The sequence below is a fragment of the Synechocystis sp. FACHB-908 genome (assembly GCF_014698595.1).
In the GTDB taxonomy this organism is placed as follows: Bacteria; Cyanobacteriota; Cyanobacteriia; order Cyanobacteriales; family Microcystaceae; genus Synechocystis.
Map to the genome: position 1 here is coordinate 88,057 of NZ_JACJTH010000006.1, position 15,037 is coordinate 103,093.

At 45.8% G+C, this 15,037-nt stretch carries 12 protein-coding genes, 1 pseudogene and 1 riboswitch; of the genes and pseudogenes, 4 read left to right on the top strand and 9 right to left on the bottom strand.

The window, feature by feature from the left end; all coding sequences use genetic code 11:
* Nucleotides 1–9: 9 nt before the first annotated feature.
* Nucleotides 10–1,359 (bottom strand): ArsB/NhaD family transporter, encoded by a 1,350-nt coding sequence (locus H6G46_RS01185; protein ID WP_010874232.1) that lies wholly within the window; start codon nt 1,357–1,359, stop codon nt 10–12.
* Nucleotides 1,360–1,667: 308 nt separating this feature from the next.
* Nucleotides 1,668–1,817: riboswitch (cyclic di-AMP (ydaO/yuaA leader) on the bottom strand.
* A 91-nt stretch (nt 1,818–1,908) separates the two neighbouring features.
* Between H6G46_RS01185 and H6G46_RS01190 the strand changes: the two genes are divergently transcribed.
* On the top strand, nt 1,909–2,484 hold the full coding sequence (locus H6G46_RS01190; protein WP_010874231.1) for a carbonic anhydrase: 576 nt from the start codon (nt 1,909–1,911) through the stop codon (nt 2,482–2,484).
* Between the two features lie 192 nt (nt 2,485–2,676).
* Here the strand turns inward: H6G46_RS01190 and eno are convergent, their stop codons facing one another.
* Together eno and H6G46_RS01200 are read right to left on the bottom strand one after the other, a co-directional pair.
* Nucleotides 2,677–3,975 carry a phosphopyruvate hydratase gene (eno, locus tag H6G46_RS01195; RefSeq protein WP_010874230.1) on the bottom strand — a complete coding sequence of 433 codons (1,299 nt, stop codon included), beginning with the start codon at nt 3,973–3,975 and terminating at the stop codon, nt 2,677–2,679.
* 124 nt (nt 3,976–4,099) lie between these two features.
* Nucleotides 4,100–4,846 (bottom strand): tetratricopeptide repeat protein, encoded by a 747-nt coding sequence (locus H6G46_RS01200; RefSeq protein ID WP_010874229.1) that lies wholly within the window; start codon nt 4,844–4,846, stop codon nt 4,100–4,102.
* A 124-nt stretch (nt 4,847–4,970) separates the two neighbouring features.
* Between H6G46_RS01200 and H6G46_RS01205 the strand changes: the two genes are divergently transcribed.
* The gene (locus H6G46_RS01205) at nt 4,971–5,420 is read left to right on the top strand and encodes a DUF4278 domain-containing protein (RefSeq protein WP_010874228.1); all 450 of its coding nucleotides are present in this window, start codon (nt 4,971–4,973) and stop codon (nt 5,418–5,420) included.
* A gap of 119 nt (nt 5,421–5,539) precedes the next feature.
* Here H6G46_RS01205 and bchN read toward each other — a convergent pair whose 3' ends face one another.
* The 4 genes and pseudogenes from bchN to H6G46_RS01225 form a co-directional block, all read right to left on the bottom strand.
* Nucleotides 5,540–6,949 (bottom strand): ferredoxin:protochlorophyllide reductase (ATP-dependent) subunit N, encoded by a 1,410-nt coding sequence (gene bchN, locus H6G46_RS01210; RefSeq protein WP_010874227.1) that lies wholly within the window; start codon nt 6,947–6,949, stop codon nt 5,540–5,542.
* 39 nt (nt 6,950–6,988) lie between these two features.
* Nucleotides 6,989–7,264, bottom strand: a pseudogene (locus H6G46_RS18350) (endonuclease domain-containing protein); the annotation flags it as partial.
* 202 nt (nt 7,265–7,466) lie between these two features.
* Nucleotides 7,467–8,327, bottom strand: coding sequence for a ferredoxin:protochlorophyllide reductase (ATP-dependent) iron-sulfur ATP-binding protein (bchL, locus tag H6G46_RS01220; protein ID WP_041426077.1), 861 nt, complete (start codon nt 8,325–8,327; stop codon nt 7,467–7,469).
* Between the two features lie 538 nt (nt 8,328–8,865).
* Entirely contained in the window at nt 8,866–9,558 is a 693-nt protein-coding gene (locus tag H6G46_RS01225) for a hypothetical protein (protein ID WP_010874225.1), read from the bottom strand.
* Nucleotides 9,559–9,723: 165 nt separating this feature from the next.
* On the opposite strand from H6G46_RS01225, the gene H6G46_RS01230 reads away from it, so the two are divergent.
* Both H6G46_RS01230 and H6G46_RS01235 read left to right on the top strand, forming a co-directional pair.
* Nucleotides 9,724–11,313 (top strand): glycoside hydrolase family 57 protein, encoded by a 1,590-nt coding sequence (locus tag H6G46_RS01230; RefSeq protein ID WP_010874224.1) that lies wholly within the window; start codon nt 9,724–9,726, stop codon nt 11,311–11,313.
* Nucleotides 11,314–11,315: 2 nt separating this feature from the next.
* Nucleotides 11,316–12,542 (top strand): family 10 glycosylhydrolase, encoded by a 1,227-nt coding sequence (locus H6G46_RS01235; RefSeq protein ID WP_010874223.1) that lies wholly within the window; start codon nt 11,316–11,318, stop codon nt 12,540–12,542.
* Here the strand turns inward: H6G46_RS01235 and H6G46_RS01240 are convergent.
* Entirely contained in the window at nt 12,539–13,630 is a 1,092-nt protein-coding gene (locus tag H6G46_RS01240) for an ABC transporter ATP-binding protein (RefSeq protein WP_010874222.1), read from the bottom strand. The two genes, H6G46_RS01235 and H6G46_RS01240, sit on opposite strands and share 4 nt — an antisense overlap.
* A gap of 137 nt (nt 13,631–13,767) precedes the next feature.
* The gene (stpA, locus tag H6G46_RS01245; protein WP_010874221.1) at nt 13,768–15,036 is read right to left on the bottom strand and encodes a glucosylglycerol 3-phosphatase; all 1,269 of its coding nucleotides are present in this window, start codon (nt 15,034–15,036) and stop codon (nt 13,768–13,770) included.
* Nucleotide 15,037 lies beyond the last annotated feature (1 nt).

A 15,037-nucleotide genomic window follows, 5' to 3' on the forward strand; every position in this document is an offset into this window, starting at 1 on the left:
TTCTTATTTTTAACCCTGTTGGGTAAACATTAACCAAGCCACAAATAAAGCCGCTACCACCAACTGCACCGCCATCACCGGCAAACCATAGCGGAGAAAACGATGGAAAGAAATTGGTCGGCCGTGTTGTTCGGAAATGCCCGCCGCCACAATATTAGAAGAAGCTCCCACCAAAGTGCCATTGCCCCCCAGGGTAGCGCCAAACATCATGGCATAAAACAAAGGCAATACCTCCGCCGGCAATTGTCCATCAAAGTTTGCACCCAATATTTCTGGTCCGGCAAAGCCGATATTGACCACATATTGCTTGAGCAGGGGCACCATGGCCACTACTAGGGGAATATTGGGCACCACACTGGATAACAACCCCACTGTAAATACTAAAACAATCGCCCCAAAGGCGATATTTTGTCCCACCACCACTGCCAAAAGTTGGGCAAGGGACGCGGTCACTCCGGTTTTTTCTAAAGAGCCAATAATGACAAAGATAGACATAAAAAAGATGAGAGTGCTCCAATCCACGTCCCGTAAAATATTATGGACAGTGTCAATTTTGCTCTGGCTAGCGAGGAGTAATGCCAAACAAGCTCCCATCAAAGCTACTGAGGCCGGCGGAATAGGAACGGGCAGACTTTCTCCAATAACGAAAAAAATCAGCACTAAAGTGATAATAACCCCCCCCGCCATTAATACCTTCGGGTGGTTGATTTGAGGATGGGGTAAATCCTCTAAATGAGTGAAACGACTGCGCCAAATATGTCGGAACAAAAAAGGAGTAATAACCACAATGCTAACAATGGCTAAAACTCCCATGAAGCTGAGCTTAAATAAATAATCATTAAAACTAATATTAATGGCATCACCGACAATAAAGGTGGCGGGATCCCCCACCAATGTTAATAACCCAGCACTGTTAGCTACAAAGACCATCAGAATCAAGATAGGCACAAAATCTACACCAATTTCCTGGGCTAAGGGGGGAATTAAGGGCGCTAACAACATAACGGTGGTGGCATTGGGCAACACCGCACAGATGGGAGTCGTAATCGCAATTACCCCTAACATGAGAAGTTTGCCACTTCCCTTAGCCAGCAGCACCATTTGGGTGGCTAAATACTCAAAAATTTTAGTCGGCTCAAAGGATCTAACCAAGACCATTACGCCAAAAAATAATGCTAAGGTGGCATAACTCTGACTGATGTAATCAATGCCCTCCTTGAGGGTAATTACATGGGTAAAAACTAGGATTAATGCCCCTAAAAAAGCCGCTATGGTAAGGTGGATTTTCTCGGACATGATTAGGAGAATAACGCCGACAAAAACTCCTAGGGAGAATAAAGCAGGCAGATTAGCTACCATAAAACCTCCGGAAGATTAAAATTAAACTAAGCCGTGATTAAGTAAAAATTGCAAAAGAATTAGCCCAAAGGCAGTAGCCATGGTTTTTAGTCCACAAAAAACTAGGCCACGACATAACTAGGCTGTAACTGGCACAAAACGAGGAGTCAAAAACTTTTCCCCAGCCAGTGGCAAATATGAACAAAAATTAATGAAAAGATTCTTCCATCATCAATCTCAACTTTATTTAGAACAGGATGAAATAACAGTCGCGTCTGTAGCTGAGTTCCTGAATAAAGTCAAAACATCGTTAAACAATGATGATTTATTAGTCCTCCCTCAATGCCTACGGGGTTAGCTGACGGGCTAGAAATGAGAGTTTTTCCTTTCTAATTTACTTAGAAATAAGCCCCAGAATTGGTTCCCCCGCTTTCTGTTCCCTCCACGCCACCGTTCAGAAAATTCAGGGCGTATTGAAGAAATAAAAATTAGGCTGACTTGTTACTGTTATCTATTGACGTTTGATTCTAGCACAAGCGTCAATCATCTCCTTCCCCATGCTTCTTCGTTATGGCCAAACCAGTTAATTTGCCTGATTATTCTCCCTGTAGCTGTTGCCCACCAATCCATGCTTTCTCCCGTCGTCATTTTCTCCGGGGTTTGATGGCCAGTGGTTTACTAGCTGGTTTCCCTTCCATGGATAATTCCCCCGTCCTGAAAAATTTATTCCAAGCTCAGGCGTTAGTGCTTAGTTGTATTGATTTTCGTTTCCTTAATTATCAACGCTCTTTTTTAAACGAGCAAAATTTAGACCAGGCCTATGATTGGGTGGCTTTGGCTGGAGCTTCCCTGGCTTTGACTGGTTTTCCCCATCCTGCTGAAGCAGAGACCTTTTGGGATCAACTGGCCCTATCCAAGCAGTTACACAACATTAATAGGGTAATTATTTTTGATCACCAAGATTGTGGAGCCTATGCTAAAGTTCATGCCCAACCCTTTGGCGATCGCCAGGCGGAGGAAAATTTCCATGCTGGTTATTTACACCAAGCTGAGGCACAAATCCGGGAGCGCTACCCCGATTTAATCGTGGAATTGTATTTTGTTGACCTCACAGGGCAAGTTAAGGTCATTGCTTCCTTGGCTTAGAACGGGTTAGGCATAAAAATTCCCACAGTTCACCGGTAGGGTAACCATGGGAAAAATTAAGTCTTGAATAAAAAACTGAGGAATTTTAGACAATCCTAAGCAACAACCTAACCAAAAGAACCTGTTGGCAATGGTTTGATTATCTCCCGAAGTAACCCCAACCCTTGGGCTAGGGGAACTTTAAAACACTTTTTAAGAATGTTTGGGACCCAGGCCAATTTTAGGGGCATAAACGGCCCGATCGCCAAGTTCATCTTCAATGCGGAGTAAACGGTTATATTTAGCAACCCGCTCAGAACGACAAAGGGAACCGGTTTTAATTTGCCCTACCCTGGTGGCCACGGCCAAGTCGGCGATCGTGGTGTCCTCCGTTTCACCGGAGCGATGGGAAATAACAGAACGGTAACTATGGCGAGTAGCTAGGGAAATGGTCTCTAAAGTTTCGCTCAAAGTGCCGATTTGATTGAGTTTGATCAAAATGGCGTTGGCAACTCCCAAATCAATGGATTTTTGCAGACGCACCGGGTTGGTCACCATCAAGTCATCCCCCACCAACTGGGTTTTGGTGCCCAGGGAAGTGGTTAAACCCTTCCAACTTTCCCAATCGTCTTCGTGCAAACCGTCTTCAATGGAGACAATGGGATATTGACTCACTAGCTTGGCCTGATAGTCGATGAATTCCTGGGGAGAATGGGAACCACCGTCGTATTCATACTGACCATTTTTGAAAAATTCACTGGCGGCAATGTCCATGGCCAAGGCAATTTGACTACCGGGTTTGTAACCAGCTTGTTCAATCGCCTCGATGAGAATATCTAGGGCCTGTTGATTCGAGGTCAAATTGGGAGCATAACCCCCTTCGTCCCCCACCCCACCGGAGAGCAGTTTTCGTTCTTTCAACACTTTGCCCAACACAGCGAAAACTTCCGCCCCCCAGCGCAGAGCTTCTTTAAAGGTTTCTGCCCCCACCGGCATGATCATGAATTCCTGAAAATCGACGTTATTGTCGGCATGGGCCCCACCGTTAATCACGTTCATCATCGGTACCGGCAGTACGTTAGCCAGGGGGCCTCCCAGGTAGCGGTAGAGGGGAATGGCTAGCTCAGCGGCGGCGGCCTTAGCGGTGGCTAAAGAAACCCCCAAAATGGCATTGGCCCCCAATTCTTTTTTATTGTCCGTTCCATCCCGGTCAATCATGGCCTGATCCACCGCCATTTGATCGAAGGCATCCAGGCCTTCCACCACCGGGGCAATTTTTTCTGTCACGTTCCGTACTGCTTTTTCTACCCCTTTCCCGTCATAGCGTTTGGGGTCTCCGTCCCGCAATTCATGGGCTTCAAAACTGCCTGTGGAAGCACCACTGGGCACCTGGGCAATGCCGTGGGCCCCACTTTCCAGCCGGACTTCCGCTTCGATGGTGGGGCGACCCCTGGAGTCTAAAATTTCCCGGGCGGCGATTTCTTCAATGGTGGCGGGGACTTTACTTAACATCGGTGTGTAATGCTCCAAACACAGTTGACAGCCATAATTATAGGGGCATCCCCTTCCCCTCTCCGGTATTTCTGCCCTGGATACGGGGGGAAAGTTGTCGCTCTGTGACCTCCGTTGGCAAAAGTTACAGTCCTAACTCACTCATTTGGTCCAGGGCCTCCAGGTAACTACGGCGATCGCCACGGTTGAGATAGGCCTGGGCAGAAAACAACAAATCTTGACGGGAACTGTCTAGCTGTCCGGCTTGGAAGTGGGCCAAACCCCGGTTATAAATGGCGTTGATGTAGTCCGGCCTGAGGACCAGCACCCGGTTATAGTCGGCGATCGCCTGGGCGTATTGTCCCAGTTGGAAATAACTATTGGCCCGATTGTAATAAGCCTTATAGCGATTCGGGTCGTAGGTGATGGCCTGGGTAAAGTCCTGGATAGCTGTGTGGTGATCCTGCTGTTGGCTATAAAGATTGCCCCGGTTGATGTAGGGGGGAATGTAATAACGGTCTAGGGCAATACTGCGGCCATAGTCGGCGATCGCTTGGTCTACGTTACCTAGTCTCTCCCAAGCCAAACCACGGTTATAGTGGGTTTCCGGTGAGTCTGGGCTCAGGTTGAGTACAACGGAAAATAACTCCACTGCTTCGGCATAATTGCCTGCTTCCCCAGCTTTAACCCCCTGGGCAAAGATGGCCTCCGGTGCTATGGGCGATTCCAGCACCACCATCTCCCCAGTTACTCCAGGCCGCTCTAAGGCTAAATTCATTCCTAGGGCGACCATCAAGGCCAAAGGGACATTGACCAATAGGCTAGCCAAGGGCAACGGAAATTTTTTTTGACTTAAACTAAGGCAGAAGCAATTGCCTAAATTAACTTTCATTGGGTATAGGCAAGATCAGGCTAAAAAGTATTGCAACATACATAGCCGGTAAACAAAGGAAGAGAAAATGGATTGGGAACTGTGCCAAAGATATCAAAGATAGCAAAAGTGATCAAGCAAAGCTATGGAATTTACCTTTTTACTACCCCTGACTATCGGCTTAATAGTTGGTTATAAAGCGTGGGGTTCTCGCCATGATATTGCCCATCTGGCAGTAATTTTTGCCGTTGCGAATCTATTGGCAAGTTTACTCTTGGCTCCCTGGGAAATCAAAGTTATCTTGCTGATACTGGCGGCCATTGTAGTTGGGCCTTTATGGCAAAGCTTTGACAGTAAAAATAATCTTCCCAATACTCAAATTATCGACAGTAAGGATACAGAGCTTCATTACCGTGGCATTAGTTACGAATCGCCCAAATCAACAGTTCCCATCGAGAAAACTGAGAAAATAAGTAAATGTTATCGGGGAATCGACTATGAATCTTCTGGAACACATACGGCCCAGAATAACGAAGTAAAAGGAAAAGCAATCAAATACCGTGGCGTTGATATAGGAACTAAAACCCAAGACTAATAAGCTTTTTGGGCAATAGCTGAAATCTCTAAAGAAATCCATTGCCCCAGGCGATCGCCATTCAACCTGCTGAGACAATGGTTTATTCCTATGTAGAATAGTCCGAAGCTAATTAGAACTTAAACCTGAGCAGGAACGTCTTTAGCAATCAACTTATCCCAGCCTAATTCTCCTAATTGGGAGTTACGACGCAACGGACGGGTTGCTAATTCCAAAATATCCCGAGCATTGGTAAAACCGTGAATTTGGGCAAAGGTAAATTCCACCGACCATTTGGTGTTAATGCCCTGAGCTTCCAAGGGATTAGCGTGGGCCATGCCGGTAATGACTAAATCCGGTTGCAGAGCTTTAATCCGTTGAATCTGATTGTAGTTGTCTGGCTTTTCCACAATATTTGGCAAGGGAACTCCCATGTCAGAGCAGGTTTTTTCCAGCAAGGCCAACTCCGCCGCCTGGTAACGTTTATCCATATAGGGAATGCCAATTTCTGGGCAGGTCATGCCACAGCGAATGAGGAAACGAGCTAGGGAAACTTCCAGCAAATTATCCCCCATAAAAAACACAGATTTACCGCGAATTAACTGGATATAATCTTCTAAACTTGCCCAAATTTGAGCTTCCCGTTCCTCCAAACCCTGGGGTTCAATACCCAGTACAGAACAGATTTTTTCAATCCAAGCTCTGGTGCCATCGGGACCAATAGGAAATGGAGCGCCAATTAATTTACATTTACGGCGACGCATCAAAGTAGTTGCGGTACGACTCAGAAAAGGATTAACCCCGGCCACATAATAACCCTCATCAATCACCGGCAATTCCGTATAGCGTTTGGCGGGCAACCAACCAGATACTTTCACTCCCTGTTTCTTCAACTCTAACGTTAAATTTGTTACCACTGGATCGGGCAGAGAACCAAACAAAACTAGCGGTTGATGATCCACATATTCCGATTCAACTTTTTCCTGGTCAGCTTTACGACCAAAGGTCAATAATTTTTGAATGGCGTTGCGTTCTTCCTTATCTTCCCCTTGCACCTGGGCTGAAGTAGGGCATTTATGGGCCATGGAAGCCAGCACCGTATCTTCCCCTTGGGTGAAAGCATAATCTAAACCATTGGCTCGGGCAGTAACGATGGGGATGCCAATTTCCGCTTCCAACTGGGGAGCCAAACCTTCCAGGTCCATTTTGATAATTTCAGTGGTGCAGGTACCAATCCAGACGATCACACTGGGGTTACGATCGCGCTTAATTTGTAGGCAAAGTCGTTTCAGTTCTTCATAGTCTTTTAACTGGGCAGAAATGTCTCCTTCTTCTAACTCGGCCATGGCGTAACGAGGTTCGGCAAAAATCATTACCCCCATGGCATTTTGTAGGAAATAACCACAGGTTTTAGTACCAATAACGAGGAAAAAACTATCCTCAATTTTTTGATAAAGCCAAGATACGCAACTAATGGGACAAAAGGTATGGTAGTTGCCGGTTTCACAGTCAAAGTTAAGGGCAGAAGGGGCTTGTTGAGCAACAGTCATAGTTTAGGTTCTCCTAGGTATAGTTTTTATTTTGCCTTCCTAACCCCCCAATACTGGGGGGAGTAGAGTTTGTGTTGTCTGAGTAATTTTTTCTAAAACTTTTGGTAAATTATCAATAACTTGATCGTTGGTAAATCGTAAAACATAATGAACAAATTCTTTGAGTTTTTCAGATCGACATTGATCGTATTCCCGTTGGTTATCATGAATACTTCCATCCACCTCTATGATTAATTTTAATTGTGGACAATAAAAGTCAACAATGAAATTACCAATAGGATGCTGGCGACGAAATTTAAAGCCTAAAATTTGGCGATTTCGTAATTCCTCTCACAAAATATTCTCTGCCATCGTCATATTTTTTCTTAAAAGACGAGCCGCTTGCTCAATTTCTTTTGTAGTTCCACGAATTCTATGGGAATTCTTCATGGGAAATAAGTTAAACGTAGCCTCAAGAAATATGCGAGAGAAATCTAATTCTAAGTCCCCCAGTATTGGGGGATTTAGGGGGTTAGACCTAAACCATCATCAAATCCAATTCTTTGGTTTGGCTAGCAGGCTGGGTGGGATTGAGGTAGAAATCAGACAGCAAACTGAATAGATCCCGATCCTGGGCATCTTTGGGCACTACCCCTTCCGGTTGGGACAAAATTTGATCGGCAATGTTCAGATAATAATCACAAACATAGTTTAGGGAAGGGTCGGACTCGGCCATTTCAAACAAAGTTTTGCCTTTCACCCGGGAAACCCGAATATCTTCAATTAGGGGCAAAATTTCCAATACCGGCATGGGTACGGCTTCAATATATTTATCAATCAAGTCCCGTTTGGAAGTGCGATTGCCAATCAAACCAGCGAGGCGGAGGCTGTGGGTACGGGCTTTTTCCCGCACGGAAGCAGCGATGCGGTTGGCAGCAAACAAAGCATCAAAACCGTTGTCTGTAACAATCAAACAATAGTCGGCATAGTTTAACGGGGCGGCAAAACCACCACAAACTACGTCCCCTAACACGTCAAACAGAATCACGTCGTACTCGTCAAAGGCGTTGAGTTCCTTCAGCAATTTCACTGTTTCCCCCACCACATAACCGCCACAACCAGCTCCAGCAGGAGGTCCACCAGCTTCGACGCAATCCACCCCGGCATAACCTTTGTAAATTACATCCTCGGGCCAGATGTCTTCGTAGTGGAAATCCTTTTCCTGCAAGGTGTCGATGATGGTGGGGATGAGAAAGCCAGTCAGGGTAAAGGTGCTGTCATGTTTGGGATCACAACCAATTTGGAGAACTTTTTTGCCTCGTTTTGCCAATGCTGTGGAGATGTTGCAACTGGTGGTGGATTTACCAATGCCGCCTTTGCCGTATACCGCAAGTGTCAGTGTCAAGGGAGTTGCTCCTAAAAATGCTCTGGGGGAATGCTCAGGGTTGTGTGGTCTCCGCTGCGCTGATCGCATTATTAACGAGGTTTGGGGTCTTGGAGAAATAGTTTGGGGTATTAATCTGGCTTAAATCTTATTTTTAAAACTTAAATTCGTTTTAATTGCTTTTAAAACTGCTTCTAGTCTTTAAAACGCCTAAAAACAAATTTTGTGTTTTTATTTTTATTAAATTGAGACAAAAATAAAATAACTTGTCTGGGTATAGTTACTTATGGCGATCGCCAAAGATGGGATTAAGACAAAAATGAGAGTTGTACTAAAAAGAATTAGACTTTAAACTCTTACTGGCAGAGCTATGCAGAAATTAGTAGGCGAAAATAAGCAGTCAGTGAACTAACTAGATTTTGTCCGATTGCCGTGGTTACGACCAGAGTTGCAACTGAGAAAATGACCGATTGACCAGAAAAGACCAAGGAAAGATGAATAAATGTGAATTTTTGCCAAACAGCGGGAAATTAGCATAATTGCGCAATCAAACTTAACGAAGGCGGCGGGAAGAGGGAGTTGGTTGACGGCGGCGGCGGGGAATTGGGGAACCAAACTCATTACTAATATCCCGAAAAATATCTCGACGCACCACTGGATAATCCCCCACCCACAAATCCAGTTCCGGTAGATGGAGGTCGCTGAGTTTATCCACCCGTTCCAATTCGGCGTTTTTGGAGAATAACAACATCTCCGCCACCATGCCCGGCCGAATCGCTTTGTAAGTTTTTTGCACCGGAGCTTGGACCACCGCTGTAAATCCCTGGCGATCGCCAACTTCTAGGTTAATGCGTCGCTCAATATTTTCCACCACCACTAAGCGACCAAACTGATCCGCCTGCTGGGTTTCATTAATCACCTCTTCGGTAATAAAAATATCCAACACTTCCCCCCGCCAAAAACCCACATAGGGAAAACGACGGTACTGTCTATTGCGGACACTGGCCACATAAACGGGGCACCAAAGCCAATACATGCCACCGATAATGAAGCAAACCAATTCCACTCCTTGGGCTCCGTGGCCAAAAATTAGACCCACAATCCAAATGGAAACCACAATTAATAGGGAAATAAGTAATCTGGCCAAAAGGTTATAAACCTTACCCCAGGCATAGGAATACTGGGCACCAGTGGCAATAACAGGTACCACTTGGTCGAAGGTTTCTTGGGTAAGGGGAATGAGCATGGCAGGGGAAGCAATAGGCTATGGGCTGTATTATATCTAGCTTGGCTAAGTGATCCCCTCGATCCCCGCCATCTGAGGCAAAGTTTTCCCGGGCCATATTTTGATAAGATTGGCTACAAGTTAGCCGCTAACTTTGTACTATCCCGCATCAGGTGCGTAACTCCTATGGCTCTTGGCTATGTTGCCCTTGTCCTCCACGCCCATCTTCCCTTCGTTCGGCACCCAGAAAGCGATTACGTTTTGGAGGAGGAATGGTTATACGAAGCCATCACAGAAACTTATATTCCCCTCATCCATGTATTTGAAGGTTTGAAGCGGGATGGAGTAGATTTTAAAATTACCATGAGCATGACGCCGCCGTTGGTTTCCATGCTCCGGGATCCCCTATTGCAACAACGTTACGAAGCCCATTTATCTCTGTTGCAGGAATTATTAGCAAAGGAAATTGTTCGCAATGAACATAACGGCCATCTACAATATTTAGCTGATTTTTACGCCAAAGAATTTGCCGCCATTCGGGAAACTTGGGAACGTTACGACGGTGATTTAGTAACTGCTTTTAAACAATTTCAAGATAGTAATAATTTAGAAATTATTACCTGTGGTGCCACCCACGGATATTTTCCTTTGATGAAAATGTATCCTCAGGCGGTGTGGGCCCAAATTAAAGTGGCTTGTGAGCATTACGAAGAAAACTTCGGGCGATCGCCAAAGGGCATTTGGTTACCGGAGTGTGCTTATTACGAAGGGGTGGAAAGAATGCTGGCCGATGCGGGTCTGCGCTACTTCTTGGTAGATGGCCATGGCATTTTATACGCCCGTCCGAGACCAAAATTTGGCACTTATGCTCCCATTTTTACAGAAACTGGAGTAGCGGCCTTTGGCCGGGATCACGAATCTTCCCAACAGGTATGGTCTTCCCAGGTAGGCTATCCGGGGGATCCGGTTTATCGAGAGTTTTATAAAGATTTGGGCTGGGAAGCGGAGTATGAGTACATCAAGCCCTATATCATGCCCAACGGGCAACGGAAAAATATTGGCATCAAGTATCACAAAATCACCAGTCGAGATGGGGGGTTATCGGAAAAGGCTTGGTACGATCCTTACTGGGCTAAAGAAAAGGCTGCTGAACACGCCTCGAATTTCATGTATAACCGTCAACAACAGGTCGGTCATCTATCGGGCATTATGGGTCGGCCGCCGTTAGTAGTGTCCCCCTACGATGCGGAATTATTTGGGCATTGGTGGTACGAAGGCCCGTGGTTTATTGATTATTTATTCCGTAAATCTTGGTTTGATCAAGACACGTTTGAGATGACCCATCTGGCCGATTATCTGCGGGGAAATCCTCACCAACAGGTTTGTCGTCCTTCCCAGTCTAGTTGGGGCTATAAAGGTTTCCATGAATATTGGCTTAACGATACCAATGCTTGGATTTATCCCCATTTGCATAAAGCTGCTGAGCGCATGATTGAATTAAGCCATCGGGAAGCGGTGGATGAACTAGAAGAAAAAGCATTGAACCAGGCCGCCCGGGAATTGCTGTTGGCCCAATCCTCCGACTGGGCATTTATTATGCGGACAGGAACTATGGTGCCCTATGCGGTGCGTCGTACCCGTTCCCATCTGTTGCGCTTCGATAAACTGTTTGATGATATTCGAGCCAATAAAGTGGATGCGGGTTGGCTAGAAAAGGTTGAAGTTATGGACAATATTTTCCCCAAGATTGACTATCGAGTTTACCGTCCTCTGTAAAAATGTGGACTCCCTGGCATTATCTCGGTGGGAAATTGTGGCGGTTACTAGTTTTATTGGTTGCCCTATTGGTTGTTCTGACAACGGTTTTCCTTGGGCAGAATTCCTCAGCTTCTCCTAACAAAATTCGAGGAGTTTGGTTAACCAATGTGGACAGTAATGTTCTTTATGATCCAGTCCAATTAAAAACGGCGATCGCCGATCTGAAGAGTACTAATTTCAATACCCTTTATCCGACGGTGTGGAATGATGGCCATACCCTTTATCCCAGTGCGGTGGCCCAACAATGGTTAGGAAAAAAGCAAGATGAAAAATTAGGAGATCGGGATATGTTAGGGGAGGTAATTAACTTAGCTAAAGAAAAATCTTTGCGGGTTATCCCCTGGTTTGAATTTGGTTTTATGGCCCCGGCAGAGAGTGATTGGGTTAAAGCCCATCCCCATTGGTTAACTACTAATTCCCAAGGAGAAACTATTTGGTTGGAAGGGGGCACTATACCGAGGGTCTGGTTAAATCCGCTCCATCCCGAAGTGCAACAATTAATTACTGCTCTTTTAGTGGATTTAGTCCGTCGCTACGATGTGGATGGTATTCAATTAGATGATCATTTTGGCTATCCCTACAGCTTTGGCTATGATCCCATTACCGTTGCACTTTATCGCCAAGAAACTGGACAGGAACCGCTCCCAGTCCCTGAGTTAGATCTCAACCAAAACTGCGTTAGCTCCGACCCTATTTGGCAACAATGGACCGATTGGCGATCGGCTAAAATTAGTCGTTATGTGCAAAGTTTAGTGCCTATTTTAAAGGCGGTAAAACCAAATTTAACCATTTCCATTTCCCCCAATCCCCAAACTTTTTCCAAGAATTGTTTTTTGCTAGATTGGCAAACCTGGCATGAAGCAAAGGTAATAAATGAGCTAGTTCTACAAGTTTATCGGGAAAAACAAGCCGCTTTTACCGGGGAATTACAACAATCCTCAGTGCAACAAACTAAGCAGGAAATTCCTGTCGTAGTGGGCATTTTGAGCGGGCTAAAAAATCGTTCTATTCCCTCAGCAAGAATTAAGCAACAGGCTCAATGGGTTGACGATCAAAATTTTGCCGGCACCGCCTTCTTTTTCTATGAAAGTTTGTGGAATTTGGAAGCAGAAACTAGCCCCAATCCCTTCGGTTTAAAGCAACAGTGGCAAAGATTATATCGACAGCTTAACGCCGACAAATTTTAAAAGATCGCCGTTTCCATTTCCCGGTCAAAATAGTAAAAACGTTGGGTATCAACCACAAATTTAACTGAGTCTTTCTGCTTAATATTTACCCTGGGGTCAATGCGGGCCACAAATTCTGTACCGGCAGGAGTTTGGGCATAAACAATTAATTCATTGCCCATCATTTCCACTAGGTTAACTGTGGCTGGCAACTCCATGGGTTCAATTTCCAAGGGCAAATATTGGGGATGGTAAATATTTTCAGGGCGAATACCGAGGGTTAGGGGGCGATCGCCGTTTTTGGCTACACTGTCTGGCATTGGTAAAACAACACCGTCCAAACTCAGCTTTTCTTTTCCTTCCTGACTTAATCTTTCCACCTGAAAAAAGTTCATGGCGGGACTGCCAATGAAACCAGCCACAAATAGGTTAGCGGGCTGATTGTACAAATTAGCTGGACTGTCCACCTGTTGCAAAATGCCATCCTTCATCACAGCAATGCGATCGCCCATGGTCATAGCTTCCACCTGGTCATGGGTAACGTAAATGAAAGTAGTGGCCAGGTCGCTATGGAGTTTACTGATTTCTTTGCGGGCTTGCACCCGGAGCATGGCATCCAGATTAGAAAGGGGTTCATCCATCAAAAACACAGAGGGTTTACGGACAATGGCTCTCCCCACTGCCACCCGTTGCCGCTGTCCCCCCGACAATTCCTTGGGTTTACGATGCAGTAATTTTTCGATGCCCAACAATTCAGCGGCGCTACAGACCCTTTGCCTAATTTCTTCTTTGGGTTTGCCCTGTAAGTCGAGGCTAAAGGCCATATTTTCATAAACACTCATGTGGGGATAGAGGGCATAGGACTGGAATACCATGGCAATGTCCCGGTCTTTGGGAGATAGTTCATTCACCCGGCGATCGCCAATGCAGATTTGTCCTTGACTAACGGTTTCCAGCCCGGCTAAAAGTCGTAGGGAGGTAGTTTTGCCGCAACCAGACGGCCCCACAAAAACTAAAAACTCCCCGTCCTCAATTTCCAAATTCAAGTTATTAACGGCAACATAATCATCAAACTGTTTAGTTACCTGTTCAAAACTGACACTGGCCATAGGCAAAAATTACGATACAACAAAAAATTAAAATCAAACGGTTAAAACTAACCGGTGTAACCCCGTTCATACTACCCGGAGATTAGGTACTTAATGGGTACTTAATTCGACCACGGAGAATGGCTTCACCACCATAACTACTGGGAAAAATGGACTCTTCGGCGCTGGGCCGCCTGCTTAAACGCCGCTACATATTGGTCATGGCCACCAGGAAAAGCCACATTGATCTTCAATGGCTCTTCCCTGTCCCGCATATCCCCAGGGCCAGCCACCACTTGGGTTTGCCCCGCCACGGTTTCTAGTTGTAGAGGTTGGCGATTTTTCACCTCCCCCTGGGAACTGTCCACATACACCACTAAGTTACCGTGATTTCCCCAATCCCCCAAATCTTGGATTAATTGCAAAAATTGGCGATCGCTCCCGCCACGTCGAATTTCCCCGGTAGCTTCATCCACCTGACTGGTGACCGTATCCCCAACTCCAATGATCAGCGGCATCAAGGCCGGATCAAATTGCGCTTTCACCAAATGCAACAAGTCCTGGTGGGATGGGGGCGCTTGGCGAGCACTAAAACTTTCTCCCAGAGGATATTGCCCTGTCCGATTGTGATAGTAACGATTTAGCAAAGCCAAAACCCCGGCTTCTTTGACCCCACCCCGCAACATAAATTGAAAATCGGTGGTGCCGGAATCCCCAGCTTTGGCCCAACGAATAATTTCCTTACCTCGTTCATCCCTACCTAAATTGGGAGCATAGTGGACAAAAAAACTATTCCCCAAACCCTGGGCAACGGCTTCCGCCATCAACTGATCCAATAATTGAGCCATGGTTTCCTGCAAATCTCGGTAAATTTGCGGAAAGTCTTGTAACAGATTGGCCAAGGTATTTAAATTGGCGGTGGGGGAAGCCACATTATCTAAAACCGAAGCTTCAATGCCCGTTTGTAATTGCTCTGGGGATAGGGAATGGGGGCGATCGCCAAAAAAGGTTTTTAAACAATTAGTGATTTTTTCGGGCACCGCCGCTAAAAACTCCAGCTCCGTTTGCCCCACTCCAGGATGACTTACTTTGCCATGGCGATCCTGCCACTGCACTCCCCCGGCCGCCAAACCGGGCAAATATAGGCCTTCCTGTTGCACAAAGGAAGCATCCCCAAAGGATTGTTCCACAATGCCCTGTACTCCTCTTTTTCCCACGTGCTCCCCATTGGTCAACACGTAAAAATGTTCAGCAAACAGGGTGGTGGCCCGGACATAATCGGCATCCAGGCGGCGACTGAGGGGATCTTGCACTAATTCCATGCAGACCCCATCCAAGTCTTGGACAATGAGTAAATTTTCAGTTTGGGCTAAGGTTTGACAAAAAGCTCCATGGTCGAGGGAGAAACGTTGTTGGTGTAATACCATT

Bases quoted from the DNA above. Each gene is read 5' to 3' on its own strand.
- H6G46_RS01185 (WP_010874232.1), bottom strand. From the start codon at position 1,359: ATGGTAGCTAATCTGCCTGCTTTATTCTCCCTAGGAGTTTTTGTCGGC.
- H6G46_RS01190 (WP_010874231.1), top strand. From the start codon at position 1,909: ATGGCCAAACCAGTTAATTTGCCTGATTATTCTCCCTGTAGCTGTTGC.
- eno (WP_010874230.1), bottom strand. From the start codon at position 3,975: ATGTTAAGTAAAGTCCCCGCCACCATTGAAGAAATCGCCGCCCGGGAA.
- H6G46_RS01200 (WP_010874229.1), bottom strand. From the start codon at position 4,846: ATGAAAGTTAATTTAGGCAATTGCTTCTGCCTTAGTTTAAGTCAAAAA.
- H6G46_RS01205 (WP_010874228.1), top strand. From the start codon at position 4,971: ATGGAATTTACCTTTTTACTACCCCTGACTATCGGCTTAATAGTTGGT.
- bchN (WP_010874227.1), bottom strand. From the start codon at position 6,949: ATGACTGTTGCTCAACAAGCCCCTTCTGCCCTTAACTTTGACTGTGAA.
- H6G46_RS01225 (WP_010874225.1), bottom strand. From the start codon at position 9,558: ATGCTCATTCCCCTTACCCAAGAAACCTTCGACCAAGTGGTACCTGTT.
- H6G46_RS01230 (WP_010874224.1), top strand. From the start codon at position 9,724: ATGGCTCTTGGCTATGTTGCCCTTGTCCTCCACGCCCATCTTCCCTTC.
- H6G46_RS01235 (WP_010874223.1), top strand. From the start codon at position 11,316: ATGTGGACTCCCTGGCATTATCTCGGTGGGAAATTGTGGCGGTTACTA.
- H6G46_RS01240 (WP_010874222.1), bottom strand. From the start codon at position 13,630: ATGGCCAGTGTCAGTTTTGAACAGGTAACTAAACAGTTTGATGATTAT.
- stpA (WP_010874221.1), bottom strand. From the start codon at position 15,036: ATGGTATTACACCAACAACGTTTCTCCCTCGACCATGGAGCTTTTTGT.